Source organism: Pseudomonas sp. 2FE (genome assembly GCF_005503735.1).
Lineage (GTDB): Bacteria > Pseudomonadota > Gammaproteobacteria > Pseudomonadales > Pseudomonadaceae > Aquipseudomonas.
Genome location: NZ_SCMO01000001.1, coordinates 208,672 through 234,638, shown reverse-complemented (window position 1 = coordinate 234,638; position 25,967 = coordinate 208,672). Strand labels below are relative to the sequence as shown.

The following is a 25,967-nucleotide window of genomic DNA, read 5'->3' as shown; positions in this document are numbered from 1 at the left end:
TCGCTCACTCGGGACGCGCTACGCGCGCCCCTTAACCTAAACGTTAGATGCAAATGAAAAATCTACTTTCCATATTAGGCATCGTAATTCTGACTGCAGCTATCGCCGTAGGATATGCCATCTATGACTTCGGCAGACCGGTAAAAACCCTTGAAATAACTGAAGACAGAGCCGGCTCATTCGTAATTGGAGAAACCAAAGAATTTCTTCTAGCCAAGCTCCCTGAACAGGCCTATTCCCCGCAACCAAAACCTGTTGAGTGTCCAGTCAACTGGATTGAGGTCAAGAAAATGGGCCATACTCAAAGGCAATGTCTCCTCAATGCAAATGAGTGGGAGGTTGGTTACGGTTTAAGGGAGCTGTGCCCAGAGAAAACAGACCTCTTCACCAGCTTGTTTTTCAACGACAACAAGCTGGTGAAAATAGCAGTACGGTGCACCAAACCAGAATAGTGGGAGCATCTAACAATGCGCTCAAATCGTTCGCTTCGCTCACTGGGACACGCTGACGCGTGCCCCTTAGCTTAATCGTTAGGTGCAAATCATGAGTGACAAGCCCCAGACATTGGGCAGCGCCATTACCGAGACGATATTATCTGAGCCTGTCGACTCACTAGTCTCTGAGTATGCCGAAATTGGAATTGACGCAATTTTATCGGAAGGAATCCTCAAAGAAATTCCATTCGTACACAGCCTCATTGCTGTTACAAAAATCGGCATCACCATTAGCGACCGTCTATTAATCAATAAGCTCATAAAATTTCTCTCTGCCATCCAGGATGTGCCATCCAGAGAAAGGCAGGAAATGGTCTCAAGGCTAGAGCTAGACCCAGTATTCGGTCGAAAAGTAGGTGAGCATATTCTAGAGCTTCTTGTACGGGTTGAAGGCAAGCAAAAGCCCAAGATGCTCGCACAAGCGTTCACCGCATATGCAAAAAACAGAATAGATGTTAGAGCTTTACTGAGGCTCAATCACGCAATTGAGCAACTACCAAACTCAGAGCTAGCTAGCGTTCGCCCTTTCTACAACCGCTCGCCAGAAGAACCATTTGAGTTTGATACCTATACTGGGCAATCTCTCGCAACCGCAGGGCTGGCAGAGATTAACGCAGGCTTTGGCGGTATCTCATTTATGAAAACCGAGCTTTGCAGAGTATTTCTTGAGCTGAACCTCGATGTATAAGCACCTAACAAACGGTTCAAGTCGTTCGCTTCGCTCACTGCGGGACCGGCTAAAGCCGGCCCCTTAACCTGAACGTTAGGCCCGCAATGAAGACAATAATCTCCGCACTTTCGATCATAGTAATCATAAGCTTTCAACCGAGTTATGCGAGCGCATTAAATAAAGAAGAAAAAGAAGAGTTCGCAAAAGTAGCTTGTGGCCCAGCTTGGAGAACATTTCTCCCAGACAACGAAGCATTTACAGCGGAAAATATAGAGCTTGCGGAGCTACAACATTACAACCCTGAAGATCAATGCTCACAGAACATCCCAGAGGCCGACTTCGATAATCTTTATAAGGCTGTAAAGAGCGCCGCAGTCAACTCCTTCAAGGGCAGCCCATCCTCCTTTGAGGTTATGGTTAGATTCAAATTAACAACCTCGCAGCCTTCTAGTGTGGAGATGCAAGTAAGGGACGACATAGAGTCGGATTACAAACAACTTAAAAGTTTCAAATCCGCACTAGAAAAAATAGATAACATTCATTCATCATCAGGCATTGCCTATGTGGTGCTCCATTACAAGATAAAACCGGCCTCTACTACCAAGCAATGAACAGAGCCTAACAGTGCTCAAATCGTTCGCTACGCTCACTCGGGACCGGCTAAAGCCGGCCCCTTAACCTAAACGTTAGGCGTCAGAGACCCCAAAAGCTTCGCGCTGGAATAAAGCCGAGCTGAAAGCTACGCTTTATTCCACGCCGTTATACGGGTCGTCGGAGGTGGGTCATGAGCAACGGAAATACTTACAAGGGCAGCTGCTTTTGTGGTGCGGTTCAGTTCACCGTGAGCGGCGAGCCTGCCGCAATGGGCTATTGTCACTGCGAGTCCTGTCGGCACTGGTCTGCCGGCCCGGTCAATGCCTTTACCCTATGGAAACCCGAAGCTGTGCAGATCACACAGGGAGCGGACAACATCGGTACTTACAACAAGACGCCGCAGAGCTATCGCAAATGGTGCAAAAAATGCGGAGGTCATATCCTCACGGAGCACCCAGGCATGGGGCTCACCGATGTATATGCAGCGGTAATTCCAGACTTTCCGTACCAAGCTGCAATTCATGTGCATTATCAGGAGACAGTGCTGCACATCAAGGATGGGCTGCCGAAGATGAAGGACGTTCCAAAGGAAATGGGCGGCTCTGGCACAAGCGTGACGGAATAATTCAGCCGTCACTCCATGTCTCATCGCGACAGAGAATACCGCCTAACAGCATTCAAGAGGGACGTCTTTGGCTGACGCCAAATACGCCCCTTAATTCCAACGTTGGGCCCAACCTATATGAATCCCCTGCCCGCTCTATGTCACTCATTGGCCTCACGAGCATGCAGATATAAGACGCAAACATCGTTGCTCCGCCGATCGTACGTTTGACTGGAAGGAGGCTATCCATGCCCACGAAAATTGCCGTCATACAAAAGCCCCCGGTACTGCTAGACCGGGACAAGACAATTGCGCAGGCGGTTGGATTGATCAACGAGGCCGCCAACGCGGGTGCCGTCCTGCTGGTGTTTCCCGAAGCCTATATACCTGGCTACCCGGCCTGGATCTGGCGGCTCAAGCCGGGCGGGGACATGGCGCTGTCGAGTGACCTTCACGCCCAGCTGCGGCTGAACGCGGTCGACCTGAATCGCGAAGGTTTGCTCCCGCTGCAGGAGGCGGCACGCAAGCATGCGGTGACCGTCGTGATCGGACTCAACGAGATCGACAGCCGCTTTTCTGGCACGACGCTGTTCAATACCGTGGTCGTCATCGGCCCCGATGGGGCGCTTCTGAACCGTCATCGCAAGCTGATGCCGACCAACCCGGAGCGCATGGTCTGGGGAATGGGTGATGCCACCGGCCTGAGAGTAGTCGAAACGCCCGCCGGCCGGCTAGGCGCACTCATTTGCTGGGAAAGCTACATGCCGCTAGCACGGTATGCCCTCTACGCGCAGAACCTCGAAATTTTCGTCAATCCAACCTGGGACAACGGTGAAGCCTGTCATGTGACCTTGCGCCACATTGCCAGGGAGGCGGGCTGCTGGGTGATAGGAACCGCCACTGCGCTACAGGGCTGTGACCTATCCGAGGATTTTCCGGAACGCGACAGACTCTACAAACCGGATGAATGGATTAACGACGGTGATGCCGTCGTGGTCAACCCGAAAGGGGAAATCATCGCCGGGCCACTCCACCGTGAGAAAGGTATTCTCTATGCCGAGATCGATGTTGAAGCGGCTCGGCGAGCACGACGCTCATTGGACGTCTGCGGCCACTACTCCCGACCAGACATCTTTTCCCTCTCGGTGAACCGCAAGCCGCTCCAGCCGGCGGAGTTCTCGGATTGATCAGGCACGGCACGATGCCCGGCTTGCCTGAGGCCCAACCAGGCGTTCCACGCGACGCCTTCGCGCTGCGCGCTCGGCGCGCGTGAACGCCGGCGTTGGGCGTCATCGTCAGATGCACCATTGCAATCGCCGTTTCAGGAGCGCTGCTTGTTGGCGTAGCCTGCGGCACAAGGCCGGGACATCCCATGCATGATGTTCAGCACATAAGCGTCTACATCGACCGCGCTCCGAGCGAGGTCTATGCCTTCGCCTCTGATCCGAGAAACCTCCCGCTCTGGGCCGCCGGTTTGGCCCGTTCCGACGTGACAAAGCAAGGTGACTCTTGGCTTATGGAGTCCCCCTTGGGCAAGGTGATGGTCAGGTTCGCTGAACGAAACGCCTTTGGCGTCCTGGATCATGACGTCACACTCGAGTCCGGGGTTACGGTTCATAACCCCATGCGTGTCGTGCCACATGGCGGCGGCAGTGAGTTCATGTTCACGCTCATTCGTCAGCCTGGCACGTCGGACCAAAGCTTTGCAGCCGACAAAGGTGCGGTTGAAAAGGACTTAAGAACGCTGAAGGCCCTACTAGAGCAAGGAAGATGACGCCCAACAACGCGCTCCAGCTCGACGCGGCTGAGCGCGGGCGTTAGGCAACGTAATTCCACCGCTGGGAGTTCGCAATGTTCTCGCACATATTCGTTGGCGTGACTGACTTCGACCGTGCACTTTCGTTCTACAGCGCCTTGATGCCATGCCTCGGCATCGAAGCTCGCTTCTGCGACCACAATCGTTCGTGGGCTGGGTGGCAAAGTGCAGAGGAAACTCGCCCTCTGTTCCTCATTGGCAAGCCATACGACGAGCAACCGCACGATCGCGGCAACGGACAGATGGTGGCCTTCCTCGCCAGCAATCGCGCAATCGTTGATAGCGCCCATAAGATTGCACTCGCCCATGGCGGTGCTTCCGAAGGCCCGCCAGGTTTGCGGCCCGAGTATCACGCGAACTACTACGGGGCGTACTTTCGAGACCCTGACGGTAACAAGCTCTGCGTCGCCTGCCACGCAGCCGAAGGCTGAAAACATGCCACACCTACCGCTCCAGAAAGCGACGCCTAACAAACGGTTCAAGGCCGCTCGCGACGCTCACTCGGGACCGCGTTCCGCGGCCCCTTAAGCATTGCCAAAAGGACAAGCGACTGCGGCGGCGCAAGGTTATCCCGCAGGTTTATTCCGGGTTGCAGGTATTAACCCAGCCCGGGCGGGTACAATGGCCGCCCTCTCCTTTACGGCCCTTGTCATGACAGACCCCATTCGCCTCTCCAAACGCCTTGTCGAGCTGGTCGGCTGCTCTCGCCGGGAGGCGGAGCTGTACATTGAAGGTGGCTGGGTCACGGTTGATGGCGAGGTGGTCGAGGAGCCGCAGTTCAAGGTGCAGGAACAGAAGGTCGAGCTGCTCCCAGAGGCCGTGCTGAGCAAAGCCGAGCCGGTCACCCTGCTATTGCATCAACCACCGGCGCCTGACTCCAGCGCGGCGTTGCAGTTGATCAGCCCGGCGACGCTGTCGGTTGATCACCGCTACGGCACCCGCCCGCTCAAGGGCCACTTTGTACGGCTGAGCCCGACCGCGGCATTGCAAGCGGATGCCGGCGGTTTGCTGGTGTTCACCCAGGATTGGCGCGTGCTGCGCAAGCTGACTGACGATGCGGCCAAACTCGAACAGGAGTATGTCGTTGAGGTGGCTGGCGAGATCGCCGAGCACGGGCTCAACCGGCTCAACCACGGCCTGACCTACAAGGGTTGGGTATTGCCGCCAGTGAAGGCCAGTTGGCAGAACGAAACCCGCCTACGCTTTGCCCTGAAGAACCCGCAGCCGGGCCAGATCGCGCGCATGTGCGCCAGCGTCGGGCTGACGGTCATCAGCATGAAGCGCATCCGCATTGGCGGCGTCTCCATGGGCAAGTTGCAGCCAGGACAATGGCGTTATTTGGCGGCGACCGAGAAGTTCTAATCCCGCGCACGCCCGCCGACAATGCTGCGCGCTGTCTCTTTATGAATTAATCAGGACACCACAATGATCAATAACGATGTATTGCGCAGCGTGCGCTACATGCTCGATATCAGCGATGCGAAGATAGTCGAGATCATCAAGCTCGCGGATTACGACGTTCAGCTAAACGCTGTGAGCGCTTTTCTGAAGAAAGATGAAGAAGACGGTTATGCCGATTGCAGCGATGAAGTGATGGCGCACTTTCTCGATGGCCTGGTGTTCCATAAGCGTGGCAAGGACGAAAGCCGCCCGGCACACCCGCTGGAGTTGCCGGTCACCAACAACATGGTGCTGAAAAAACTGCGGGTGGCCTTCGAGCTGAAAGAAGACGACATGCACGCCATTCTGCAATCCGCTGATTTTCCGGTCTCCAAACCGGAGCTGAGCGCGCTGTTTCGCAAGTTTGGCCACAGCAACTACCGCACCTGTGGCGACCAGCTACTGAGAAACTTCCTCAAGGGCCTGACTCTGCGTATTCGCGGCTGAGTAACTCGCTTTCCTTTGGGTGGGCGGCTTAGCCACCACCCTGCGGCGCATGGCCGTGCATTCCCAAGCGCAATAGTGCCTCCGCGATGCCCTCTCGCCGATTAGGGTATGCCCACCCATCGCTCAGAGGACTCGCCATGCACCCTTACTTCTCCCTGCAAGGCCGCACGGCCTTGGTCACCGGCGGTACCCGTGGCATCGGCAAGATGATTGCCAAGGCCTTCGTCGAGGCCGGCGCCAGGGTGTATGTCTGCGCCCGCGATGCCGAGGCCTGCGCACAGACCGCTGCCGAACTGTCGGCCTTCGGCGAGTGCCGCGGCATTCCGGCCAACTTGATCAGCGAAGAAGCGGTAGAGGCGCTGGCGGCGCAACTGAGCAGTGAAATCGGCCAGCTGGATATCCTGGTGAACAACGCCGGCACTACCTGGGGCGCACCCCTGGAAAGTTATCCGGTGAAGGGCTGGGAGAAGGTCATGCAGCTGAACGTCACCTCGGTGTTCAGCTGCATCCAGCACTTGCTGCCGCTGCTGCGCAAGGCCGGCTCGGCGGCGAACCCGGCGCGGATCATCAATATCGGCTCGGTGGCGGGGATTTCCTCCTTCGGCGAAGACGCCTATGCCTATGGCCCGAGCAAGGCGGCGCTGCACCAGCTGTCGCGGATACTGGCGCGCGAGCTGGTCAGCCAGCACATCAACGTCAACGTCATCGCCCCCGGGCGCTTCCCAAGCAAGATGACCAGCCATATCGCCAAGGATGCCGAGGCGCTGGCCGAAGACAGCGCGCTGATCCCGATGAAGCGCTGGGGCCGCGAAGAAGAGATGGCCGCACTGGCCATCAGCCTGGCGAGCACCGCCGGGGCCTACATGACCGGCACTATCATCCCCATCGACGGCGGCTTCAGCCTCTGAGGCGCGCCTGCCGCTTGCGCTGGGCGGCGGCGAGCGACAGCCGGTCAGGCCTTGGGCCCTTGGTCGGCTGCCGCTGCTCCGTGCCCCGGCTCTGCTAGCGTTATTGGGTGGGGGTAACGCGACCTCTCGCACTAGAAAAACGAGAAGGAGATTAGTCATGACTATGGCGAACTGGCGTTTGCAGGGGACCGAATTCGCCTCCTGCAACTGCAACTGGGGCTGCCCGTGCCAATTCAGCGCCCTCCCCACCCACGGCAATTGCGAAGCCGTGGTTTCGATGCGGGTGCAGCACGGGCACTTCAACGATATATCACTGGATGATCTGTGCTGGGTGGGCACTTTCGCCTGGCCCGGCGCGATCCATGAAGGCAATGGCCGTTGCCAGGTGTTTATCGAAGACAAGGCCTCGCCAGCGCAACGCGAGGCACTCCTGACCATTCTTTCCGGCCAGGAGACGGAACCCGGCGCCACCGTGTTCCAGGTTTTCAGTAGCACCATCACCGAAATGTACGAACCGCAGTTCGTGCCGATCGAGTTCTCGGTCGACATGGCCAGCCGTCAGGCCCACACACGGATCCCCGGCGTGCTGGAGGTGACCGGTGAACCGATCCGCAATCCCATCACCGGTGAGCCGCAGGAGGCCCGCCTGATCCTGCCCAACGGCTTCGAGTTCACCGAGGCGGAAATGGCCAGCGGCAGCTACCAGACCCACGGCGCCATCAAGATCAGTTCGCAGCAGGGCCATGGACACTTCGCCCGGTTGCATTTCACCGGTGAAGGAGTGGTGCGCTAGAGGTGCTCAGGCTCTCCGAGGGCGTGGCTGAAAAAGCCCAGCGCAGCCCGCGCCTATGGCCGTTGCGCAGGGAGCAGTGGCTGCTGTTGTTTTGCCTGTCGGCGCTGACCGGCCTGGCGTGGCTGGCGCTACGGCGGCTGGCGAGCGATATGGCTACGCCCGGTGGCATGGCGGAGATGGCCATGGCCGGCATGCCGATGCCCTGGGGCTTCGGCGAAGCAGTGCTGATGTTCGTCATGTGGGTGGTGATGATGATCGGCATGATGCTGCCCAGTGCCATGCCGATGCTGCTGATGTACCAGCTGATGCTGCGCAAACGCCTGCCAAACGCACAGCGACACTGGGCTCTATCGCTGTTCTGCCTGGCCTATGTGCTGGTCTGGAGTGGCTTCAGCCTACTCGCCACCTTGCTGCAATGGGGCCTGGAGCAGCTCGCCCTGCTCAGCCCCGAGATGCGCGGCAGCCCCGCCCTGGGCGCTGGCCTGCTGCTGGCTGCCGGCGCTTACCAACTGTTGCCCACTAAGGCGGCCTGCCTGGAGCGCTGCCGTGGGCCGCTGCATTTCTTGCTGGCGTACTGGAGCCCTGGCGTGGGTGGCGGCTGGCGCATGGGCCTGGCCCACGGCCTGTACTGCCTGGGCTGCTGCTGGATGCTGATGGGCCTGCTGTTCGTCGGCGGGGTGATGAACCTGCTATGGATCGCGATGATCGGCGGCTATGTCCTGCTGGAAAAAACCTTGCCCGGTGGGCGTTGGTTCAGCCGCCTGGGTGGCCTGCTGTTGATAGGTTGGGGCGTGTTCCTGCTGCTGGCCTGACGCACGCATGAGCACTGGCCAAGCGCCCCTGCGCAGGTATGATGGCGCGGTTCCTGGCCAGTCTTATTCCCATGCCCTACTCCGTCTCCCCCATCGGTTTCGTCCGCTCCTGTTTCAAGGAGAAATTTGCCATTCCGCGCCAACCACAATTGGCCCCGGCCGCGCGGGGCGTGCTGGAGCTGGTGCCGCCGTTCGACCAGGCCGAAGCCATCGAAGGCCTGGAGCAGGTCAGCCATGTCTGGCTGCTGTTCCTCTTTCATCAGGCGCTGGAAGACAAACCGCGCTTGAAGGTACGCCCGCCGCGCCTGGGCGGGAATCAATCGCTCGGGGTGTTCGCCACCCGCTCGACGCACCGGCCTAATGGCCTCGGTCAGTCGGTAGTCAAACTGGAGAAGGTCGAACCCGGCAAACTCTGGCTGTCCGGCATCGACCTGCTGGACGGCACGCCAGTGCTGGATATCAAACCCTACGTACCCTATGCCGACCGGCTCGATACGGCCTTCAACCGGATTGCCGACGCGGCCCCGCAGCTGATTGCCGTGGAATGGACCGACGCCGCGCTAGCGCAGGCCCATGCACAGGCGCAACGCCTCGGTGAGCCGCTGGTCGAGTTGATCGAGCAGTGCCTGGCGCAAGACCCGCGCCCGGCTTACCAGCTGCCAGAACCCTCACGTCGCTACGGCACCCGCCTGTGGGATGTGGAAGTGCGCTGGCACTATCCCGAACCAACGCGCATCTGCGTGGTGGAAGTGCTGGACGCCTGAGCAGCGGCAGGCACGTTCTGCATCCACTCGCGGAGCAAAGCAGACGCGGAGCGTCTCAGGCTGCGCTCCCGCGGAGCGTGGGAACGATCAAAAATGCGCCCTACAGCGTTGCCCCCATCAGCTGCGCGCCGGATTAAGCGCCAGCCCATCGGCCTCTATCACCTCCTGGGTGACTATCAATGGATTCACCAACGGCCGGCTGGCGAGAAAGTGCGCCGTCAGCATATGCGCCTCAAACGCCGCCTCGTCGGTGTAGATCTCATAGAGATAAAGCAGATCCGGATCGCTGCGATCACGCAGCACATCAAACATCAGGCAGCCGGGCTCATCGCGCACCGAGGCGGCGGCGTTGACGCGCATGGCGGCCATAAAGGCCTCGAAGCTGTTGGGCTTTAGCTGAGTCTTGAGAATCAGGCAGTACACAGAGCAGTCCTTTTTGTCTTATATTCCAGGCAAATTGTATACAAATTGGAGTGTAAGAAAATGCTCGACCGCCCCAGCCAGCTTAACGGCTTGCGCCACCTGGCCCTCTTGGTGCCGAATCTGGAAGCCTGTGAGCGCTTTTATGTCGAGGTGCTCGGCATGCAAGTGCTGCACCGCGCCAATGAAGACTTGGTGTACCTGACCTGCGGCAACGACAACCTCTCCCTCGGTCGCGCCTATGCCAAGAGCAACGGCGTACAGGCAGTCGATCACTACGGTTTTATCGTCGACAGCGTCGAAGAGTTGGAAGCCTGGTATCAGTATCTGCAGGCGCAGGGCGTCACCCTGCTCGACCGCCCCTTCGATCACGGCGATGGCGCGCGCAGCTTTCATCTGCTCGACCCCGCCGGCAACAAGGTGCAACCGATCTATCACCCAGCGCTGTCCGGCCAGCGCTTCAGCCACACCTGAGCAGCTGGCGGCACTCGCCGCCTTTGAAAATAGCGTCTACGCAGAGACAAAAAAGCCCGCCAAAAGGCGGGCTTCTCAGGTGGCGCGAGCGGCTTACTTCTCGACGAAGGCACGCTCGATCAAGTAGTCACCCGGCTCGCCCATGCGTGCAGAGATTTTCAGGCCGAAGCTGTCCAGCACTTCGCTGGTCTCATCGAGCATGCTCGGGCTACCGCAGATCATCGCGCGGTCGTCCTGCGAGTTGATCGGTGGCAGGCCGATGTCGCTGAACAGCTTGCCGCTGCGCATCAGGTCGGTCAGGCGCCCCATGTTTTCGAATTCCTCACGGGTCACCGTGGGGTAATAGATCAGCTTTTCTTTCAGCGCGTCACCAAAGAATTCGTTCTGCGGCAGGTGCTCGGTGATGAATTCCCGGTACGCCACTTCGTTCACGTAGCGCACGCCGTGAATCAGGATGACCTTCTCGAAACGCTCGTAGGTCTCAGGGTCCTGGATCACACTCATGAATGGCGCCAGACCGGTGCCGGTGCTGAGCAGGTAGAGGTGTTTGCCCGGCAGCAGGTCATCCAGCACCAGGGTACCGGTCGGCTTGCGGCTGACCATCAGCTCATCACCTGGCTTCAGGTGTTGCAGTTGCGAGGTCAGCGGGCCGTCCTGAACCTTGATGCTGAAGAACTCCAGGTGCTCTTCGTAGTTCGGGCTGGCGATCGAGTAAGCACGCATCAGCGGGCGCCCGCTCTCTTGCTGCAGACCGATCATCACAAATTGGCCATTCTCGAAACGCAGGCCAGGATTGCGGGTGGTCTTGAAGCTGAACAGGGTATCGTTCCAATGGTGGACGCTGAGCACACGCTCTACGTTCAGATTGCTCATGCAGGCTTCCTCGGTAAGTCGCTCACACCCGGCGGGTGCAGTTGCGTGACATCTTAAGGGCGACCACAATATCTGTTAAGTGGATTATTAAGATATAGGTTATCGGTTATATAGATATGCGATTCACTCTCCGTCAACTTCAGGTCTTTGTCGCCGTCGCGCAGCAGGAAAGCGTGTCGCGCGCGGCGGCATCCCTGGCCCTCTCGCAGTCGGCCGCCAGCACCTCGGTGACTGAGTTGGAGCGGCAATCCAACTGCCAGCTGTTCGACCGCGCCGGTAAACGCCTGTCGCTCAACGCCCTCGGCCATCAGCTGTTGCCACAAGCGGTAGCGCTGCTGGATCAGGCGAAAGAAATCGAGCGCATGCTCAACGGCAAAAGTGGTTTCAGCTCGCTTGCCGTCGGCGCCACCCTGACGGTGGGCAACTACCTGGCGACCCTGTTGATCGGCAGCTTTATGCAGGACCACCCGGAGTGCCGGGTCAAACTGCACGTGCAGAACACCGCTCACGTGGTGCAACAGGTGGCGCACTACGAAATTGATCTGGGGCTGATCGAGGGCGACTGCCAGCACCCGGATATCGAAGTGCAGCCCTGGGTGGAGGATGAACTGGTGGTGTTCTGCGCCCCGCAGCATCCGCTTGCCAGCAAAGGCCAAGCCAATTTAGAGGAACTGACCCGTGAGGCGTGGATTCTGCGCGAGCAGGGCTCCGGTACGCGCCTGACCTTCGATCAGGCGATGCGTCACCACCCGACGGCGCTGAATATCCGCCTGGAGTTGGAGCATACCGAGGCAATCAAACGGGCGGTGGAGTCTGGCTTGGGGATCGGCTGCATCTCGCGCCTGGCGCTACGCGATGCGTTCCGCCGTGGCAGCTTGGTGCCGGTGGAAACCCCGGAGCTGGATCTCACCCGGCAGTTCTACTTCATCTGGCACAAACAGAAGTACCAGACCAGCGCCATGCGCGAGTTTCTAGAGCAATGCCGGAAATTGACGGCCGGCGTCAGCCGCAGCGATGAGATAGTGTTGCCTACGATTGCCTACTAAAGGTGGATGCGCCGAACTCGCGGCACATCCATGTGCGGGCGCCCTAGAGCAGAATGACCGCCCAGACGCTGGCGATCAGGCTCAGCGCGACAAACTGCGCGGCGCTGCCCATGTCCTTGGCATTCTTCGACAGCGGGTGCGGATCCAGCGAGATGCGGTCGATCGCCGCTTCGACTGCCGAGTTGAGCAGTTCAACGATCAAGGCCAGCAGGCACACGGCAATCATCAACGCCCGCTCGCCGCGGCTGACGTCGAAGTAGAACGCCAGCGGAATCAGCAGCACATTCAGCAACACCAGTTGGCGAAAAGCGGCCTCACCGGTGAAGGCGGCGCGCAGGCCATCAAACGAATAGCCGGCGGCGTTAAGGATGCGTTTCAGGCCGGTCTGGCCCTTGAATGGCGACATAGGAAAACAACCAAAATGTGTGAGGGCCGCAGGCTATGCCAAAAGCAGTCAAAAATGCGTGAAAACCTGACGCAGCAGAGCGGATCAGCTGGCTGGAATGGATTCCAGGTGTTGCAACAACAGCGCCGCCTGAGTCCGCGTGCGCACGCCCAGCTTGCGGAAGATGGCGGTGACGTGGGCCTTGATCGTCGCTTCGGAAACGTTCAGCTCGTAAGCGATCTGCTTATTCAGCAGGCCATCGCAAACCATGGTCAACACCCGGAACTGCTGTGGCGTCAGGCTCGCCAGTCCGGCGCTGGCGGCCTTGGCTTCGGCCGACACACTGGCCCCCTCGAGCACCTGCGGCGGCCACCAGACCTCCCCTTCGAGCACCACCCGCACGGCCTGCTGAATGGTTTCCAGTGAACTGGATTTTGGAATAAAACCACTGGCCCCAAACTCGCGGGCACGGGCGACCACGGCGGCCTCTTCCTGGGCCGAGACCATCACCACGGGGATCTGCGGGTACTGCCCGCGCAGCAGCACCAGGCCGGAGAAGCCATAGGCGCCCGGCATATTCAGGTCGAGCAGGACCAGGTCCCAGTCGGCTTTTTCGCCCAGGCGGGCTTCCAGTTCGGCGATGCTGGCGGCTTCCACCAGCCGCACTTGTGGGCCAAGGCCCAGCGTTAGAGCCTGCTGGAGGGCACTGCGAAACAACGGATGATCGTCGGCAATCAGGATTTCGTAGGCGGCCATGGACATATCCTGTTCTTGTTGGGGGCCGGAGGCCGGCGCTCAGCATGCCGAGCCATGCCGGGGTGGTCAAGTTCCAAGCTTTCCGGCACAGTTTGCGACTTTTCCTGCCGAGATCGACCATGCGAAGCCACGCCCTGCGCGCCGACCTATTAATGCTGATCACCGCGATGATCTGGGGTAGCGCCTTTGTCGCTCAACGCATGGGCATGGACTCGATCGGCCCGTACCTGTACTCCGCCCTGCGTTTTGCCCTTGGCACCCTGGTATTGCTGCCGCTGGTATTGCGCCGACCAGCCGACGGGGCAAAACAACCGCTCAACCGTGGCCTGCTGTTCGGCGGCCTACTGATGGGTATCGCGCTGTCGCTGGGGATCAACCTGCAACAGGTCGGCTTGCTGTTCACCAGTGTGACCAACTCCGGTTTTATCACCGGGCTATACGTGATCATCGTACCGCTGTTGGGCTTGGCCCTGGGTCACAAGACCGGCCTCGGCACCTGGCTGGGGGCGAGTCTGGCGGTGCTCGGCATGTTCCTGCTGAGCGTCGGCGAGAACTTCCACGTAGCCTCCGGCGACTGGCTGCAACTGGCCGGCGCCTTCGTCTGGGGCGTGCATGTGCTGCTGGTGGGCTTTTTCGCCAGCCGCTATGACCCGATCCGTCTGGCGGCCATCCAGTTCGCCGTGTGTGCGCTGGTTAGCCTGCTGCTGGCGCTGGTGTTCGAAGAATTCCAGTGGGACAACATCGTTGCCGCCGGCCCGGCGATTATTTATGGCGGCCTGATCTCCGTCGGCATCGCCTACACCTTGCAGGTAATAGCGCAGAAAGATGCCATCGCCTCCCACGCGGCCATCATCTTCTCGCTGGAGGCGGTATTCGCCGCCATTGCCGGCGCCCTGCTGCTCGACGAGTCGCTGCACCTGCGCGGCTATCTCGGCTGCGGTTTGATGTTCGCCGGGATGTTGGTGGCGCAGTTGTGGCCGAAGAAGCTCGACACCAGCGCGTTTGAAACCAAAACCGCGTGACCGCCTTGCTGGTTTGAGTTTGCTCAGAAGACTCCGCCCCAATAGCGCTATCCGGCAAGCCTACAGATACGCCGCCAGCCGCTGGTGCACCTGGTCTTCGGGATCAACCGCGCGCTGATACTTGGCGCCCAGGTAATGCGCGGTGAACACCTCCAGATAAGCATCCAACGCCGCGCCGGCCCGTTGCTCACCGGCCAACTCCAAGCACAACGCCGCCACCTCCGAGGTGCACAGATGGTCGTCGCGCTTGGAGCGCCGCAGGCGATAACGCGACAGTTGCTCCGGTTGCAGGCTGAGCACCGGCAGGCTGTCGAGATAGGGGCTTTTACGGAACATCTTGCGCGCCTCGGTCCAGGTCGCATCGAGCAGGATAAACAGCGGGCGCTTGCCCTCCTCCAGGGCGACCTCGGTCACCACCCGCTCAGGCGCGACAAACTCACCGGGAAAGACCACATAGGGTTGCCACTGCGGATCGTTGAGCAGCATCGGCACTTCGGGTTCGACCGAGGTGCGAAACCAGCTGTAGGCGAAGGTGTCTGGCACCACATCGGCAATCAACCAGCCGGTGTTGGTCGGCTTCAACGGTTCCACGTCGTGCATCAACAGACAGACACCCGCCTGCGTCTGCATCCGTGGACGCCAGGCGCACAGACAATAGCTATCGATCACCCGGCAATGTTCGCAACGCACCGCGCGCGAACCACGGGCGATGAAAGGTTTGGTGCTGCGCTCCAGGCGCTCGGCGCGCAGCCGAGAAACGGCATGCCTCATCGCGGCTTTCGAGCAAAAAGATAAGCGCTGAACATACGAAAAACCCAACAAGCAAAAGAGGTGGTCAAGTTTATCAGAGGCTTTGCTGAAAACCGCCGGGAGCCAGGTTTAAGGTCATCCAAGAGCCAGCGCGAATCCGCTCTTAACTTCTAGGCTTGCAGGCGCTGCGCGCAGCGGCTGGTAGCGAGTGCCACAACGGCCTTGCTCGGACTTGATCTCCCCTTACAGCTTGTTCAGGATGCGCGCTGCTACAGTTCTGCACTCTTGGCCAGGTGGGTGAACACCCAGTGCGATCCGGAGTCAAACTCGTTTTATCCTTATGGAGATTTACATGCTGCGCGTTATGGCTCTTGCCCTCTGTTTTGTCCTGCCCACGGCGCAGGCCGCCTCGCTCAAGGACTACGAGCTGGTGAACATGCTGGATCAAGTAGCCAAAGAAAGCAGCGTCGGCACGCCACGAGCGATCAACGAAGACATCCTCGATCAGGGCTATACGGTAGACGGCAATGAGCTGGTCAATCACCTGAGTGTGCGCGAAGGCCACGCCGTACAGATGCGCGGCAACCCCGACGCGGTGCGCACGCAACTGGCCAACAGCGTTTGCCGCAACACCGGCTATCGCCAGCTACTGGCCCGCGGCGCAGTGCTGCGCTATCAATTCAGCGAGTACAAGAGCAACCGCCCGATCACCACTGAACGCTTCAGCAAAGCCGACTGCGGCCTGAAGTAATCGGCTCTGTTGCACCACGGCTCATCGCAAGGCCCTCCACAAGACGCTGCGCACAGTCGTTTAGCTGGCGATGTCGTTGGCTTGTGCCGCGTGCTGTCGCAGCGGTTTGCAGGCCAATCCACTGGCAGCCCAATCCCGCCGCCAACAAACCTGCGCCGACCTCCCGCTTCGTGGTACAACCTTAAACACTCGGCAGCGCGCGCAAGCCGTCTAAACGGCCTGTTTGATTGCAGTAGTAAGCTCACCACCTTGAGCTTTACTGAACACTACAGAGATCGAAAAGACCCCAATCACTGCGCGAGCGCATAACACAAAAGCCCTGTTCGAGCAGGCCCGCTTTTGAACCAGAAGGAGCGCTCGCACTCGAAGTCAGCACTGCTCGATACACACCCATATCGATCAGCGCCTGCCAGACCCCATCGGGTCTGACTGCGCAATTCAAGCCAATCCGCCTGAGTTGCTCGCGACACAGCCCGTGTCGCAGCCGTGCCAACCACCGTGGCACAGCCAAAGGTTCTGCAGCACAAGGAGAAGTTGAATGCCTTACGAACCGGACGACTATCTATCTCGTCACTTCCAGACCAGTGGGATCGACCTCGCCAGCAAGGTCGATGAACTGGTCGCGCTGTCTACCCCTGGCAGCAGCGTCAATCTAGCGCTTTACCGCGAAATGCTGATCACCGTCATCCGCATGGCCCAAGCCGACCGCAATCGCTGGGACGCCAAAATCATGCTGCAAACCCTGCGTGAAATGGAGCACGCCTTCAGCACCCTCGAGCAGTTCAAACGCCGGCGTAAAGTCACCGTCTTCGGTTCTGCACGAACCCCCGTTGATCATCCGATCTACGCCTTGGCTCGCGAACTCGGCGCCACTCTGGCGCGGTATGACTTGATGGTGGTGACCGGTGCCGGCGGCGGCATCATGGCGGCGGCCCATGAAGGCGCCGGGCTAGAGGACAGCCTGGGCTTCAACATCACCCTACCCTTCGAGCAAGGCCCCAACGCCACCGTCGAAGGCAGTGGCAATCTGCTGTCGTTCCACTTCTTCTTCCTGCGCAAGCTGTTCTTCGTCAAAGAGGCCGACGCGCTGGTGCTCTGCCCTGGCGGCTTCGGCACGCTAGATGAAGCGCTGGAAGTGCTGACACTGATCCAGACCGGGAAAAGCCCGCTGGTACCTGTGGTACTGCTGGATGAGCCCGGCGGTAGTTTCTGGCAGGATGCCTTGGACTTTATCCACAAACAGCTGGAGGGCAATGGCTACATCCTCACCAGCGACATGAAACTGATCCGCCTGGTACACAGCGCCGACGAAGCCGCGGAAGAAATTGCTCAGTTCTATAGCAACTTCCACTCCAGTCGCTGGCTCAAGGATCGCTTTGTGCTTCGCCTGAACCATGCGTTGAGCGAGAGCGCGCTGGCGCAATTGCATGAAGACTTTGCCGACCTCTGCAAGAGCGGCGGTTTTCAGCAGCAGGCGCTGTTCGACGCAGAACGCGACGAACCCGAGCTAAGCCACCTGACCCGCCTGGCCTTCATGTTCAATGGTCGCGATCACGGTCGTTTGCGCGAGCTGCTCGACACCCTCAACCTGCCGCAAAACTGGGCGCAACCCGCCTAACGCTCGCACAGCTGTAGCTGAACCTATTTCCTCGACATCCAGCCATGCGCACAGCGCATGGCTTAAGGCTGCCTGCGCCACACTCAGTCGTCGAGGGCGCCGCGCAGCAGGCGGCCAATCAAATCCAGCGGGTAACCGCGATAACTGAGGAAACGGCCCTGCTGGGCACGCTCACGAGCATCGCTGGGTCGCTGTCCGGCAAACTTGCGCCGCCAGGTGTCCTCCAGTTGCTCACGCCAGTTAATCCCACTGTCGCGCAAGGCCTGCTCGATATCCGCCCGCGACAAGCCGCGTTGCGCCAACTCTTCACGGATGCGCAACGGCCCATAGCCTGCGCGAGCACGGGAGGAGACAAAGCTTTCCAGGTAACGGGACTCAGAGAGCAACCCCTCTTGCGCAAGGCGGTCGAGGGCGGGCTCAATCAACTCGGGAGGGGCACCGCGCTGGCGCAACTTACGCGTCAGCTCGACGCGCCCATGCTCGCGGCGCGCCAGGAGATCCATGGCGGTCCGCCGTACTGCGGCAGGGTTGTCGAGCACGACGGACATAGTGCGAATTAAGCGTCGGCGTCGGCCAGATCATCGACCGTGCTGGTCGCCGCGGCGGCGCTAGCGTTGGAAGCCACCAGCAGTTTTTCGCGGATCAGCTTCTCGATGGTCTTGCCAACTTCCGGGTTGTCTTCCAGGTACTTGGCGGAGTTCGCCTTACCCTGACCAATCTTATTGCCGAGGTAGCTGTACCAAGCGCCGGATTTCTCCAGCAGGCCAAGCTGCACCCCCAGATCGATGATTTCACCGTTCCGGTAGATGCCCTTGCCGTAAAGAATCTGGAACTCGGCTTGGCGGAATGGCGGCGCCACCTTGTTTTTCACCACCTTGACGCGAGTTTCGCTACCCACCACCTCGTCACCCTCTTTCACCGCGCCCGTGCGACGGATATCCAAACGGACAGAGGCGTAGAACTTCAGGGCGTTACCGCCAGTGGTGGTTTCCGGGCTACCGAACATCACGCCAATCTTCATCCGGATCTGGTTGATGAAGATCACCAGGCAATTGGCGTTTTTGATGTTGCCGGTGATTTTACGCAGTGCTTGAGACATCAAGCGGGCCTGGAGGCCGACGTGCATATCGCCCATCTCGCCTTCGATTTCTGCCTTAGGCACCAGAGCCGCCACGGAGTCGATGATAATCACGTCCACCGCATTGGAGCGCACCAACATGTCGGTGATCTCCAGCGCCTGTTCACCGGTGTCCGGCTGCGAGACCAGCAGGTCATCGACGTTGACGCCCAGCTTAGCGGCGTAATCCGGATCGAGTGCGTGCTCGGCATCGACGAAGGCGCACGTCGCGCCCATTTTCTGCGCTTCGGCAATCACCGACAGCGTCAGAGTGGTTTTACCGGAGGACTCGGGGCCATAGATCTCGACGATCCGGCCTTTCGGCAGACCGCCAATGCCCAGCGCGATGTCCAGCCCGAGAGAGCCGGTAGAAATGGCCGGAATCGCCTGGCGATCATGATCGCCCATGCGCATTACCGCGCCTTTGCCGAATTGCTTTTCAATCTGGCCAAGGGCCGCAGCCAAGGCGCGCTTCTTATTCTCGTCCATTGAATCCTCACGTGATCAAGAGGGCCTAGTGGCCGCTAACAACTGTATAAGTAGCCAGTATTATTCCATAGGGCAAGTCGCTCGCCTACCCCTGAACTGGATTTTCTCCCGCGGCTAGCCGGATCAGCCCCGCTAGCGCGGCCTCGACCGTTTGTCGGCGCACCTCAGTGCGGTCGCCCGAAAACTGCCGACACTGCGTAACTAGCTGTTCGGCATTACTCCAAGCCAACCAAACCGTGCCCACCGGCTTTGCCGGTGAACCACCATCCGGCCCAGCCACTCCGCTCACCGCCACAGAGAAACGCGCTGCGCTTTTAGACTGCGCGCCACGCGCCATGGCCTCGACCACCTCACGACTGACCGCACCCACCGACACAAACAACTCGGCCGGCACATCCAGCTGAAGGGATTTCTGTCTGTCCGAATAGGTGACATAACCCGCTTCAAACCAGACCGAACTGCCAGGGATACGGGTGATCGCCTCGGCAATTCCACCACCCGTGCAGGACTCGGCAGTAGTCACCTGGGCACTCAAGGACTGCAGGCATTCGCCAAGCTGCGCGGCGAGACGGGTAATCTCTTCCAAGACCTTCTCCGGGGTTAAAGCGGGTTAGTGGGATACCGTACACTAGCGCCTTTTGCACGCAAGGCCAGGTAATGAGTCAGAGCGACCTTTCCGCACACACCCCGATGATGCAGCAATACTGGAGGCTGAAGAATCAGCACCCAGATCAGCTGATGTTTTACCGCATGGGTGACTTCTACGAGATCTTCTATGAAGACGCGAAGAAGGCCGCCAAGCTGCTCGACATCACCCTGACCGCCCGCGGCCAGTCGGCCGGCACCGCCATTCCGATGTGCGGGATTCCTTATCATGCCGCCGAGGGCTATCTGGCCAAGCTGGTCAAACTCGGCGAGTCGGTGGTGATCTGCGAACAGGTCGGAGACCCGGCGACCAGCAAGGGCCCGGTCGATCGCCAAGTAGTACGGATCATCACCCCTGGCACGGTGAGCGACGAGGCACTGCTCGACGAGCGCCGGGATAACTTGCTGGCCGCCGTATTGGGTGACGAGCGCCTGTTCGGCTTGGCCGTGCTGGACATCACCAGCGGTCGCTTCAGCGTGCTGGAAATCAACGGCTGGGAGAATCTGCTCGCCGAGCTGGAGCGCCTCAACCCGGTTGAGCTGATGATTCCGGATGACTGGCCGCAAGGCCTGCCCGCCGAGAAACGCCGCGGCGTACGTCGTCGCGCGCCCTGGGACTTCGAGCGTGACTCGGCGCTCAAGAGCCTCTGCCAGCAGTTCGCCACCCAGGATCTGAAAGGCTTCGGCTGCGAGAACCTGAGCCTCGCCATCGGTGCCGCCGGCTGCCTGCTGGCCTACGCCAAAGAGACGCAGCGCACCGCCCTGCCGCACCTGCGCAGCCTGCGCCATGAGCGCCTCGACGATACGGTGATCCTCGACGGCGCCAGCCGCCGCAACCTTGAGCTGGACACCAACCTCGCCGGTGGCCGTGACAACACCCTGCAATCGGTGATCGACCGCTGCCAGACCGCCATGGGTAGCCGCTTGCTGACCCGCTGGCTGAATCGCCCGTTGCGCCAACGCGCGGTGCTGGACGCGCGCCAGGAATCCATCGCCTGCCTACTGGAACGCTATCGCTTCGAGAACCTGCAACCGCAACTGAAAGAGATCGGCGACCTCGAGCGCATCCTCGCCCGCATCGGCTTGCGTAATGCGCGGCCCCGCGATCTGGCGCGTCTGCGCGATGCCCTCGCGGCGCTGCCCGAATTGCAGAAGGCAATGGCTGAACTGGAAGCGCCGCACCTGAACGAGTTGGCGGCAACCGTCCGTACTTATCCAGAACTGGCGGACCTGCTGCAACGCGCGATTATCGATAACCCTCCTGCGGTGATCCGCGATGGTGGCGTGCTCAAGACCGGCTACGACGCAGAACTGGACGAGTTGCAATCGCTGAGTGAAAACGCCGGACAATTCCTGATCGATCTCGAAGCACGCGAGAAGGCCCGTACCGGGCTGGCAAATCTAAAAGTTGGCTACAACCGCATACACGGCTATTTCATCGAACTACCGAGCAAACAGGCCGAACAGGCGCCTGCCGACTATATCCGCCGACAGACGCTGAAAGGCGCCGAGCGCTTCATCACACCCGAGCTGAAAGAGTTCGAAGACAAGGCGCTGTCGGCCAAGAGCCGTGCCCTGGCCCGCGAGAAAATGCTGTATGACGAACTGCTGGAGCGACTGATCGGCCACCTTGGCCCACTGCAAGACAGCGCCAGTGCATTAGCCGAGCTGGATGTCCTGAGCAACCTGGCCGAGCGCGCGCTGAACCTCGATCTGAACCGCCCGCGCTTCGTCGACGAGCCGTGCATGCGCATCGTGCAAGGGCGTCACCCGGTGGTTGAGCAAGTGCTGACCACTCCCTTCGTCGCCAACGATCTGGCACTGGACGACGCGACCCGGATGCTGGTCATTACCGGCCCGAACATGGGGGGTAAATCCACTTATATGCGGCAAACCGCGTTGATCGTGCTGCTTGCACATATCGGCAGCTTCGTCCCGGCAGCCAGCTGCGAGCTGTCGCTGGTCGACCGCATTTTTACCCGGATCGGCTCCAGCGATGACCTCGCCGGCGGCCGTTCGACCTTTATGGTCGAGATGAGCGAAACCGCCAATATCCTGCACAACGCCAGCGACCGTAGCCTGGTGCTGATGGACGAAGTTGGGCGCGGCACCAGCACCTTCGATGGCCTATCACTGGCCTGGGCGGCAGCCGAACACCTGGCCAAGCTGCGCGCCTATACCCTGTTCGCCACCCACTATTTCGAGCTGACGGTACTGCCAGAAAGCGAACCAGTGGTGGCCAACGTGCATTTGAATGCTACCGAGCACAACGAGCGCATCGTCTTCCTGCACCACGTTCTGCCTGGCCCGGCGAGTCAAAGCTATGGCTTGGCCGTCGCGCAGCTGGCCGGCGTACCCGGCGATGTCATTCTGCGCGCCCGCCAGCATCTGGCCCGGCTGGAAACCACCAGCCTGCCCCATGATCTGCCGCGCGCAGAGCCCGGACAGCCTGCACTACCGATGCAAAGCGACCTGTTTGCCAGCCTGCCGCATCCGGTGCTGGAGGAATTGTCGAAAATCAATCCGGATGATCTAACTCCGCGTCGTGCGCTGGAACTGTTATATACACTGAAAGCGCGAATCTAACGCCTGCCTGCGCAAGCTGTTAGAATCGCGCGCGCTTTGGGATGCTGCGGCCTATTAGCCTGGTGCCGTAGCTATAATTTCCCGAACCGAGGAGTCCAACTCATACAAGGACTCCCCAGCCGCCTGAGGAGAGAATTAGAAATGACCTTCGTCGTCACCGACAACTGCATCAAGTGCAAATACACCGACTGCGTGGAAGTCTGTCCGGTGGACTGCTTCTACGAAGGCCCGAACTTCCTGGTGATCCACCCGGACGAGTGCATCGACTGCGCACTCTGCGAGCCCGAGTGCCCAGCCCAGGCCATCTTCTCGGAAGATGAAGTGCCTGAGGACATGCAGGAATTTATCGCGCTGAACTGTGATCTGGCTGAAATCTGGCCCAACATCACCGAGAAGAAAGAAGCACTGGCCGACGCCGAAGAGTGGGATGGCGTCAAGAACAAGCTGGAACAGCTGGAACGCTGATTGCTGCAGACTTGAATGCGAAAGGCCCGCTTCGGCGGGCCTTTCGCATTTTTGCCTGTTACTTTTCTACAGGCAAAAAAAGGGGCGGTATGACCCGCCCACTCTTTTGTCCCTACTCCCTTTCTTTCCCAACTCATCGTCCTGATGAATCGCTTCCCGCGATGTTCCCAACCAACATCCTAGTCAGCCCGTGTCATTCCCTAGACACAGGTGTGATAGTAGCGATATCCCTGACAGCAGCAAGCCAGGCAAAACACCTAGAAGCCGCTCAATCGCGTGCCCAATATAAAAATAAAATTATAAATATCAATAACTTGACTAAAGTAATCGATCACATCAGGCCACAGGCTGGCGGACCTTCCCTCTAATCACTTACACCACCTGTAAGCAATCACTTACAAGACCCCACATAAAAAACCCGGCCGAAGCCGGGTTTCTGTTGGAGCGTTAAACAGTTACTGAAACAGAGCGTCGCCCGACAGGCCGTTCTTCTCCAGAATTTCACGCAGACGCTTGAGCGCCTCCACTTGAATCTGCCGCACTCGCTCGCGGGTCAGACCAATCTCCTGGCCAACTTCCTCCAGGGTGCAACTTTCATGGCCGCGCAACCCAAAGCGCCGTACCACGACCTCACGCTGCTTATCGGTCAGTTCCGACAGCCACTGGTCGATGCTCTGCGATAGATCATCGTCCTGCAACAGCTCGCAAGGGTCGGTCGGGCGCTCATCGGTCAAGGTATCGAGCAGCGTCTTGTCGGAGTCTGGCCCGAGGGAGACATCCACAGAGGACACGCGCTCGTTCAGCCCCAGCATGCGCTTGACCTCGCCGACGGGTTTTTCCAGCAGATTGGCAATCTCTTCGGCCGAGGGTTCGTGGTCGAGCTTTTGCGTCAGCTCACGGGCAGCGCGCAGATAAACGTTCAATTCCTTGACCACATGAATCGGCAGCCTGATCGTCCGAGTCTGATTCATGATGGCCCGCTCGATCGTCTGCCGAATCCACCAGGTGGCGTAAGTCGAGAAACGGAAGCCGCGCTCAGGATCGAACTTCTCCACCGCTCGAATCAGGCCAAGGTTGCCCTCTTCGATCAGGTCCAGCAGTGACAGGCCGCGATTAACGTAACGTCGAGCGATCTTCACCACCAGGCGCAGGTTACTTTCGATCATGCGCTTACGCCCAGCCGGATCGCCCTTCTGCGCCAACCGCGCGAAGTGCACTTCCTCTTCGGGAGTAAGTAAGGGGGAGAAACCGATTTCGTTGAGGTACAGCTGAGTTGCGTCTAACGCACGAGTGTAGTCGATGTACTTGTGTTGCTTAGGTGAGGTGGAGTGTTTGGACTTGGTGCGTTTGCTAGGAGTATTGGACTCCTCACTGAGCACTTCCTCCAAGACGATGCCGGGCTCCATAAGCAGCACTTCATCATCTGAGTCAAACTCCGGCGCTTCTTTGTTGAGTGCCATTTTTTTTGTCCCTTGCTGAGTTCGACAGCAAGCTCCGGCGGCGCCTTGTTTCCCTGGCAACACCTGAGCCCGTCCTCCTACATGGTGGCGCGGGCTGACAGCTGATCAACGGCGAGGCAGGAATTGCAGCGGATCTACAGGTTTACCCTGACGGCGAATCTCAAAGTGGAGTTTCACTCGATCGGCTCCTGTGGAACCCATTTCGGCAATCGTCTGCCCTCCTTTGACCTGCTGCCCCTCCCGTACCAAAAGCCTGCGGTTGTGGCCGTAGGCGCTTACGTAGGTATCGCTATGCTTGATGATCACCAACTCGCCGTAGCCCCGTAAACCACTCCCGGCGTACACCACGGAACCATCAGACGCAGCTAAAATAGGCTGTCCTAATTCACCAGCGATATCAATTCCTTTATTCAAACTGCCGTTTGAGGAAAAACGCCCGATTAAAGCACCGCCGGCAGGCCATGCCCAACCCGAGGCCGAGCGGCTTACTGCTTGCACCGACGTATTGGCTGCTGACTGCACGACAGGCGCCTGAATCGGGCGGTTAACCGGCGCCGCTGGCTCTGGCACGGCTGGCGTCTTGACCGGTGATGACCTCACTACCAGCGGAGTCGCGGCCGCGACCGATTGTCCGCCGCGTGACTTGCCATCAAAGCGAATCGCCTGCCCCACCCGAATAGTATAGGGCGCAGGAATGTTGTTGCGCGCAGCCAGCGCTTTCCAGTCCCAGCCGAAGCGGAAGGCGATCGAATAGAGCGTATCCCCACGCTGCACCACGTATTGCCCGCTGGTTACGGCTTGGCGTTGCGGGGTGGATGCCGCGCGCTTGTTGTTGCGATCGAGCACCTGCACGGTGCTAGACGGCGAACTACTACAACCGGCCAATAGCGCACTGAGGACAAGGCCACTCAGTAGACGCTGTACGCCACTGATGCAAATCCGCTGCCGAATGGCTGTGAGACTCACCCGCCTCTCCCTTTCCCGGTGACTATTCATGGTCGTTATTGTGCAGAAATTATTCGGCGCAGCCCGCCGCACGTCTGGCGATACCCTTGGCGCGCAACAATTAGCGATGTTTCTTGAATCTAGCCGCACCAACAATCAGGCCAAGGGACCGTTGAGCAGCGGCACAAAACGCACCGCATCCAGTACATGCCGAGAGAAACCATGCTCTTCACGGACAATCAGCAGCAGTTGCTGCACATCCCCCGCGCCGACTGGAATCACCAAACGCCCGCCAGGAGCCAGTTGATCGAGCAGTGCCGGCGGCACCTCGGCCGCTGCCGCAGTCACGATGATACCGTTGTAGGGCGCCAGCGCCGACCAGCCCTCCCAGCCATCACCCCAGCGAAAGACCACGTTGCGCAGGTTGAGTTCGCTCAGCCGTTCTTTCGCACGGTCTTGCAGCACCTGGATGCGTTCGACCGAGAACACCCGTTCGACCAGCTGAGCCAACACCGCCGTCTGATAACCCGAGCCGGTGCCGATCTCCAGCACCTTATCCAAGGGCCCGGCCGCCAGTAGCAGCTCGGTCATGCGCCCGACCATATAGGGTTGGGAGATGGTCTGGTTATGCCCGATGGGCAAGGCGGTATCTTCATAGGCGCGATGCGCTAACGCCTCATCGACGAACAGATGCCGAGGGGTACGGCGAATCACTTCGAGCACCCGGGGGTTGGACAACCCCTCTTCGTACAGCCGCTGAATCAATCGCTCGCGGGTGCGCTGCGAGGTCATGCCTATGCCGCGGTGCTGCAAATCGTCTTGC

31 protein-coding genes are annotated in these 25,967 nt (G+C 59.4%); 20 read left to right on the top strand and 11 right to left on the bottom strand.

Going from position 1 to position 25,967, the window contains the following annotated elements:
- The first annotated feature begins 53 nt into the window (after positions 1–53).
- From FFS12_RS01135 to tsaA, 13 genes are all read left to right on the top strand, one after another.
- Positions 54–452 (top strand): hypothetical protein, encoded by a 399-nt coding sequence (locus tag FFS12_RS01135; RefSeq protein ID WP_137885157.1) that lies wholly within the window; start codon positions 54–56, stop codon positions 450–452.
- A gap of 91 nt (positions 453–543) precedes the next feature.
- The gene (locus FFS12_RS01130) at positions 544–1,182 is read left to right on the top strand and encodes a hypothetical protein (RefSeq protein WP_137885156.1); all 639 of its coding nucleotides are present in this window, start codon (positions 544–546) and stop codon (positions 1,180–1,182) included.
- 86 nt (positions 1,183–1,268) lie between these two features.
- On the top strand, positions 1,269–1,775 hold the full coding sequence (locus FFS12_RS01125) for a hypothetical protein (protein WP_137885155.1): 507 nt from the start codon (positions 1,269–1,271) through the stop codon (positions 1,773–1,775).
- 173 nt (positions 1,776–1,948) lie between these two features.
- Positions 1,949–2,383 carry a GFA family protein gene (locus tag FFS12_RS01120; protein ID WP_137885154.1) on the top strand — a complete coding sequence of 145 codons (435 nt, stop codon included), beginning with the start codon at positions 1,949–1,951 and terminating at the stop codon, positions 2,381–2,383.
- Positions 2,384–2,610: 227 nt separating this feature from the next.
- On the top strand, positions 2,611–3,549 hold the full coding sequence (locus FFS12_RS01115) for a carbon-nitrogen hydrolase family protein (RefSeq protein WP_137885153.1): 939 nt from the start codon (positions 2,611–2,613) through the stop codon (positions 3,547–3,549).
- A gap of 185 nt (positions 3,550–3,734) precedes the next feature.
- Positions 3,735–4,136: an SRPBCC family protein gene (locus FFS12_RS01110; RefSeq protein WP_137885152.1), complete on the top strand. Its 402-nt coding sequence runs from the start codon at positions 3,735–3,737 to the stop codon at positions 4,134–4,136.
- Positions 4,137–4,213: 77 nt separating this feature from the next.
- Positions 4,214–4,609, top strand: a complete 396-nt coding sequence (locus FFS12_RS01105; protein WP_137885151.1) for a VOC family protein — start codon at positions 4,214–4,216, stop codon at positions 4,607–4,609.
- A 220-nt stretch (positions 4,610–4,829) separates the two neighbouring features.
- Positions 4,830–5,540 (top strand): rRNA pseudouridine synthase, encoded by a 711-nt coding sequence (locus FFS12_RS01100; RefSeq protein WP_137885150.1) that lies wholly within the window; start codon positions 4,830–4,832, stop codon positions 5,538–5,540.
- A gap of 63 nt (positions 5,541–5,603) precedes the next feature.
- The gene (locus FFS12_RS01095) at positions 5,604–6,065 is read left to right on the top strand and encodes a DUF1456 family protein (protein WP_137885149.1); all 462 of its coding nucleotides are present in this window, start codon (positions 5,604–5,606) and stop codon (positions 6,063–6,065) included.
- Positions 6,066–6,202: 137 nt separating this feature from the next.
- The gene (locus FFS12_RS01090; protein WP_137820442.1) at positions 6,203–6,973 is read left to right on the top strand and encodes an SDR family oxidoreductase; all 771 of its coding nucleotides are present in this window, start codon (positions 6,203–6,205) and stop codon (positions 6,971–6,973) included.
- 157 nt (positions 6,974–7,130) lie between these two features.
- Positions 7,131–7,766 (top strand): DUF1326 domain-containing protein, encoded by a 636-nt coding sequence (locus FFS12_RS01085; protein WP_137885148.1) that lies wholly within the window; start codon positions 7,131–7,133, stop codon positions 7,764–7,766.
- Positions 7,767–7,768: 2 nt separating this feature from the next.
- Entirely contained in the window at positions 7,769–8,578 is an 810-nt protein-coding gene (locus FFS12_RS01080; RefSeq protein ID WP_256657240.1) for a DUF2182 domain-containing protein, read from the top strand.
- A 71-nt stretch (positions 8,579–8,649) separates the two neighbouring features.
- Positions 8,650–9,342: a tRNA (N6-threonylcarbamoyladenosine(37)-N6)-methyltransferase TrmO gene (tsaA, locus tag FFS12_RS01075; RefSeq protein WP_137885147.1), complete on the top strand. Its 693-nt coding sequence runs from the start codon at positions 8,650–8,652 to the stop codon at positions 9,340–9,342.
- Between the two features lie 117 nt (positions 9,343–9,459).
- Here the strand turns inward: tsaA and FFS12_RS01070 are convergent, their stop codons facing one another.
- The gene (locus FFS12_RS01070) at positions 9,460–9,765 is read right to left on the bottom strand and encodes a putative quinol monooxygenase (RefSeq protein ID WP_137885146.1); all 306 of its coding nucleotides are present in this window, start codon (positions 9,763–9,765) and stop codon (positions 9,460–9,462) included.
- Positions 9,766–9,825: 60 nt separating this feature from the next.
- Here FFS12_RS01070 and FFS12_RS01065 point away from each other — a divergent pair, with 60 nt between their 5' ends.
- Entirely contained in the window at positions 9,826–10,236 is a 411-nt protein-coding gene (locus FFS12_RS01065) for a VOC family protein (protein WP_137885145.1), read from the top strand.
- Between the two features lie 93 nt (positions 10,237–10,329).
- Here the strand turns inward: FFS12_RS01065 and fpr are convergent, their stop codons facing one another.
- A complete protein-coding gene (fpr, locus tag FFS12_RS01060) occupies positions 10,330–11,109 on the bottom strand; it encodes a ferredoxin-NADP reductase (RefSeq protein ID WP_137885144.1) in 780 nt (259 codons plus the stop codon).
- Between the two features lie 116 nt (positions 11,110–11,225).
- On the opposite strand from fpr, the gene FFS12_RS01055 reads away from it, so the two are divergent.
- Complete coding sequence (locus tag FFS12_RS01055; RefSeq protein WP_137885143.1) at positions 11,226–12,155, top strand: LysR family transcriptional regulator; 930 nt, start codon at positions 11,226–11,228, stop codon at positions 12,153–12,155.
- Between the two features lie 43 nt (positions 12,156–12,198).
- On the opposite strand, the gene FFS12_RS01050 is transcribed toward FFS12_RS01055, so the two are convergent.
- Together FFS12_RS01050 and erdR are read right to left on the bottom strand one after the other, a co-directional pair.
- A complete protein-coding gene (locus tag FFS12_RS01050) occupies positions 12,199–12,561 on the bottom strand; it encodes a diacylglycerol kinase (protein ID WP_137885142.1) in 363 nt (120 codons plus the stop codon).
- Between the two features lie 84 nt (positions 12,562–12,645).
- On the bottom strand, positions 12,646–13,296 hold the full coding sequence (gene erdR / locus FFS12_RS01045; protein ID WP_137885141.1) for a response regulator transcription factor ErdR: 651 nt from the start codon (positions 13,294–13,296) through the stop codon (positions 12,646–12,648).
- Positions 13,297–13,415: 119 nt separating this feature from the next.
- Between erdR and FFS12_RS01040 the strand changes: the two genes are divergently transcribed.
- Positions 13,416–14,318, top strand: coding sequence for a DMT family transporter (locus FFS12_RS01040; RefSeq protein WP_137885140.1), 903 nt, complete (start codon positions 13,416–13,418; stop codon positions 14,316–14,318).
- A gap of 60 nt (positions 14,319–14,378) precedes the next feature.
- Here FFS12_RS01040 and FFS12_RS01035 read toward each other — a convergent pair whose 3' ends face one another.
- Positions 14,379–15,089 carry a tRNA-uridine aminocarboxypropyltransferase gene (locus tag FFS12_RS01035; protein WP_137885139.1) on the bottom strand — a complete coding sequence of 237 codons (711 nt, stop codon included), beginning with the start codon at positions 15,087–15,089 and terminating at the stop codon, positions 14,379–14,381.
- Between the two features lie 331 nt (positions 15,090–15,420).
- Between FFS12_RS01035 and FFS12_RS01030 the strand changes: the two genes are divergently transcribed.
- The gene (locus FFS12_RS01030) at positions 15,421–15,819 is read left to right on the top strand and encodes a quorum-sensing-regulated virulence factor family protein (RefSeq protein ID WP_137885138.1); all 399 of its coding nucleotides are present in this window, start codon (positions 15,421–15,423) and stop codon (positions 15,817–15,819) included.
- A gap of 538 nt (positions 15,820–16,357) precedes the next feature.
- Positions 16,358–17,437 (top strand): LOG family protein, encoded by a 1,080-nt coding sequence (locus FFS12_RS01025; RefSeq protein WP_137885137.1) that lies wholly within the window; start codon positions 16,358–16,360, stop codon positions 17,435–17,437.
- Positions 17,438–17,520: 83 nt separating this feature from the next.
- Here the strand turns inward: FFS12_RS01025 and recX are convergent, their stop codons facing one another.
- The 3 genes from recX to FFS12_RS01010 all read right to left on the bottom strand — a co-directional run bounded on the left by recX (position 17,521) and on the right by FFS12_RS01010 (position 19,629).
- A complete protein-coding gene (gene recX / locus FFS12_RS01020) occupies positions 17,521–17,985 on the bottom strand; it encodes a recombination regulator RecX (protein WP_137885136.1) in 465 nt (154 codons plus the stop codon).
- Positions 17,986–17,993: 8 nt separating this feature from the next.
- Entirely contained in the window at positions 17,994–19,043 is a 1,050-nt protein-coding gene (recA, locus tag FFS12_RS01015; RefSeq protein ID WP_137885135.1) for a recombinase RecA, read from the bottom strand.
- A gap of 85 nt (positions 19,044–19,128) precedes the next feature.
- Positions 19,129–19,629 carry a CinA family protein gene (locus FFS12_RS01010; RefSeq protein WP_137885134.1) on the bottom strand — a complete coding sequence of 167 codons (501 nt, stop codon included), beginning with the start codon at positions 19,627–19,629 and terminating at the stop codon, positions 19,129–19,131.
- 71 nt (positions 19,630–19,700) lie between these two features.
- On the opposite strand from FFS12_RS01010, the gene mutS reads away from it, so the two are divergent.
- Positions 19,701–22,274: a DNA mismatch repair protein MutS gene (gene mutS, locus FFS12_RS01005; protein ID WP_137885133.1), complete on the top strand. Its 2,574-nt coding sequence runs from the start codon at positions 19,701–19,703 to the stop codon at positions 22,272–22,274.
- A gap of 141 nt (positions 22,275–22,415) precedes the next feature.
- Positions 22,416–22,739 carry a ferredoxin FdxA gene (gene fdxA, locus FFS12_RS01000; RefSeq protein ID WP_137885132.1) on the top strand — a complete coding sequence of 108 codons (324 nt, stop codon included), beginning with the start codon at positions 22,416–22,418 and terminating at the stop codon, positions 22,737–22,739.
- 455 nt (positions 22,740–23,194) lie between these two features.
- On the opposite strand, the gene rpoS is transcribed toward fdxA, so the two are convergent.
- From rpoS to FFS12_RS00985, 3 genes are all read right to left on the bottom strand, one after another.
- Positions 23,195–24,199, bottom strand: coding sequence for an RNA polymerase sigma factor RpoS (gene rpoS / locus FFS12_RS00995; RefSeq protein ID WP_137885131.1), 1,005 nt, complete (start codon positions 24,197–24,199; stop codon positions 23,195–23,197).
- Between the two features lie 105 nt (positions 24,200–24,304).
- Positions 24,305–25,165, bottom strand: coding sequence for a peptidoglycan DD-metalloendopeptidase family protein (locus FFS12_RS00990; RefSeq protein WP_256657239.1), 861 nt, complete (start codon positions 25,163–25,165; stop codon positions 24,305–24,307).
- 135 nt (positions 25,166–25,300) lie between these two features.
- Entirely contained in the window at positions 25,301–25,936 is a 636-nt protein-coding gene (locus FFS12_RS00985; RefSeq protein ID WP_171011814.1) for a protein-L-isoaspartate(D-aspartate) O-methyltransferase, read from the bottom strand.
- Positions 25,937–25,967: the final 31 nt, after the last annotated feature.

Coding starts and splice junctions, on each gene's coding strand:
- rpoS (WP_137885131.1), bottom strand. CDS start 24,199: ATGGCACTCAACAAAGAAGCGCCGGAGTTTGACTCAGATGATGAAGTG.
- erdR (WP_137885141.1), bottom strand. CDS start 13,296: ATGGCCGCCTACGAAATCCTGATTGCCGACGATCATCCGTTGTTTCGC.
- FFS12_RS01040 (WP_137885140.1), top strand. CDS start 13,416: ATGCGAAGCCACGCCCTGCGCGCCGACCTATTAATGCTGATCACCGCG.
- tsaA (WP_137885147.1), top strand. CDS start 8,650: ATGCCCTACTCCGTCTCCCCCATCGGTTTCGTCCGCTCCTGTTTCAAG.
- FFS12_RS01105 (WP_137885151.1), top strand. CDS start 4,214: ATGTTCTCGCACATATTCGTTGGCGTGACTGACTTCGACCGTGCACTT.
- FFS12_RS01085 (WP_137885148.1), top strand. CDS start 7,131: ATGACTATGGCGAACTGGCGTTTGCAGGGGACCGAATTCGCCTCCTGC.
- FFS12_RS01030 (WP_137885138.1), top strand. CDS start 15,421: ATGCTGCGCGTTATGGCTCTTGCCCTCTGTTTTGTCCTGCCCACGGCG.
- FFS12_RS01120 (WP_137885154.1), top strand. CDS start 1,949: ATGAGCAACGGAAATACTTACAAGGGCAGCTGCTTTTGTGGTGCGGTT.
- FFS12_RS01035 (WP_137885139.1), bottom strand. CDS start 15,089: ATGAGGCATGCCGTTTCTCGGCTGCGCGCCGAGCGCCTGGAGCGCAGC.
- FFS12_RS01065 (WP_137885145.1), top strand. CDS start 9,826: ATGCTCGACCGCCCCAGCCAGCTTAACGGCTTGCGCCACCTGGCCCTC.
- FFS12_RS01130 (WP_137885156.1), top strand. CDS start 544: ATGAGTGACAAGCCCCAGACATTGGGCAGCGCCATTACCGAGACGATA.
- FFS12_RS01135 (WP_137885157.1), top strand. CDS start 54: ATGAAAAATCTACTTTCCATATTAGGCATCGTAATTCTGACTGCAGCT.
- FFS12_RS01095 (WP_137885149.1), top strand. CDS start 5,604: ATGATCAATAACGATGTATTGCGCAGCGTGCGCTACATGCTCGATATC.
- FFS12_RS01055 (WP_137885143.1), top strand. CDS start 11,226: ATGCGATTCACTCTCCGTCAACTTCAGGTCTTTGTCGCCGTCGCGCAG.
- FFS12_RS01115 (WP_137885153.1), top strand. CDS start 2,611: ATGCCCACGAAAATTGCCGTCATACAAAAGCCCCCGGTACTGCTAGAC.
- recA (WP_137885135.1), bottom strand. CDS start 19,043: ATGGACGAGAATAAGAAGCGCGCCTTGGCTGCGGCCCTTGGCCAGATT.
- FFS12_RS01090 (WP_137820442.1), top strand. CDS start 6,203: ATGCACCCTTACTTCTCCCTGCAAGGCCGCACGGCCTTGGTCACCGGC.
- FFS12_RS01050 (WP_137885142.1), bottom strand. CDS start 12,561: ATGTCGCCATTCAAGGGCCAGACCGGCCTGAAACGCATCCTTAACGCC.
- FFS12_RS01125 (WP_137885155.1), top strand. CDS start 1,269: ATGAAGACAATAATCTCCGCACTTTCGATCATAGTAATCATAAGCTTT.
- FFS12_RS01100 (WP_137885150.1), top strand. CDS start 4,830: ATGACAGACCCCATTCGCCTCTCCAAACGCCTTGTCGAGCTGGTCGGC.
- FFS12_RS01025 (WP_137885137.1), top strand. CDS start 16,358: ATGCCTTACGAACCGGACGACTATCTATCTCGTCACTTCCAGACCAGT.
- fdxA (WP_137885132.1), top strand. CDS start 22,416: ATGACCTTCGTCGTCACCGACAACTGCATCAAGTGCAAATACACCGAC.
- recX (WP_137885136.1), bottom strand. CDS start 17,985: ATGTCCGTCGTGCTCGACAACCCTGCCGCAGTACGGCGGACCGCCATG.
- FFS12_RS00985 (WP_171011814.1), bottom strand. CDS start 25,936: ATGACCTCGCAGCGCACCCGCGAGCGATTGATTCAGCGGCTGTACGAA.
- mutS (WP_137885133.1), top strand. CDS start 19,701: ATGAGTCAGAGCGACCTTTCCGCACACACCCCGATGATGCAGCAATAC.
- fpr (WP_137885144.1), bottom strand. CDS start 11,109: ATGAGCAATCTGAACGTAGAGCGTGTGCTCAGCGTCCACCATTGGAAC.
- FFS12_RS01110 (WP_137885152.1), top strand. CDS start 3,735: ATGCATGATGTTCAGCACATAAGCGTCTACATCGACCGCGCTCCGAGC.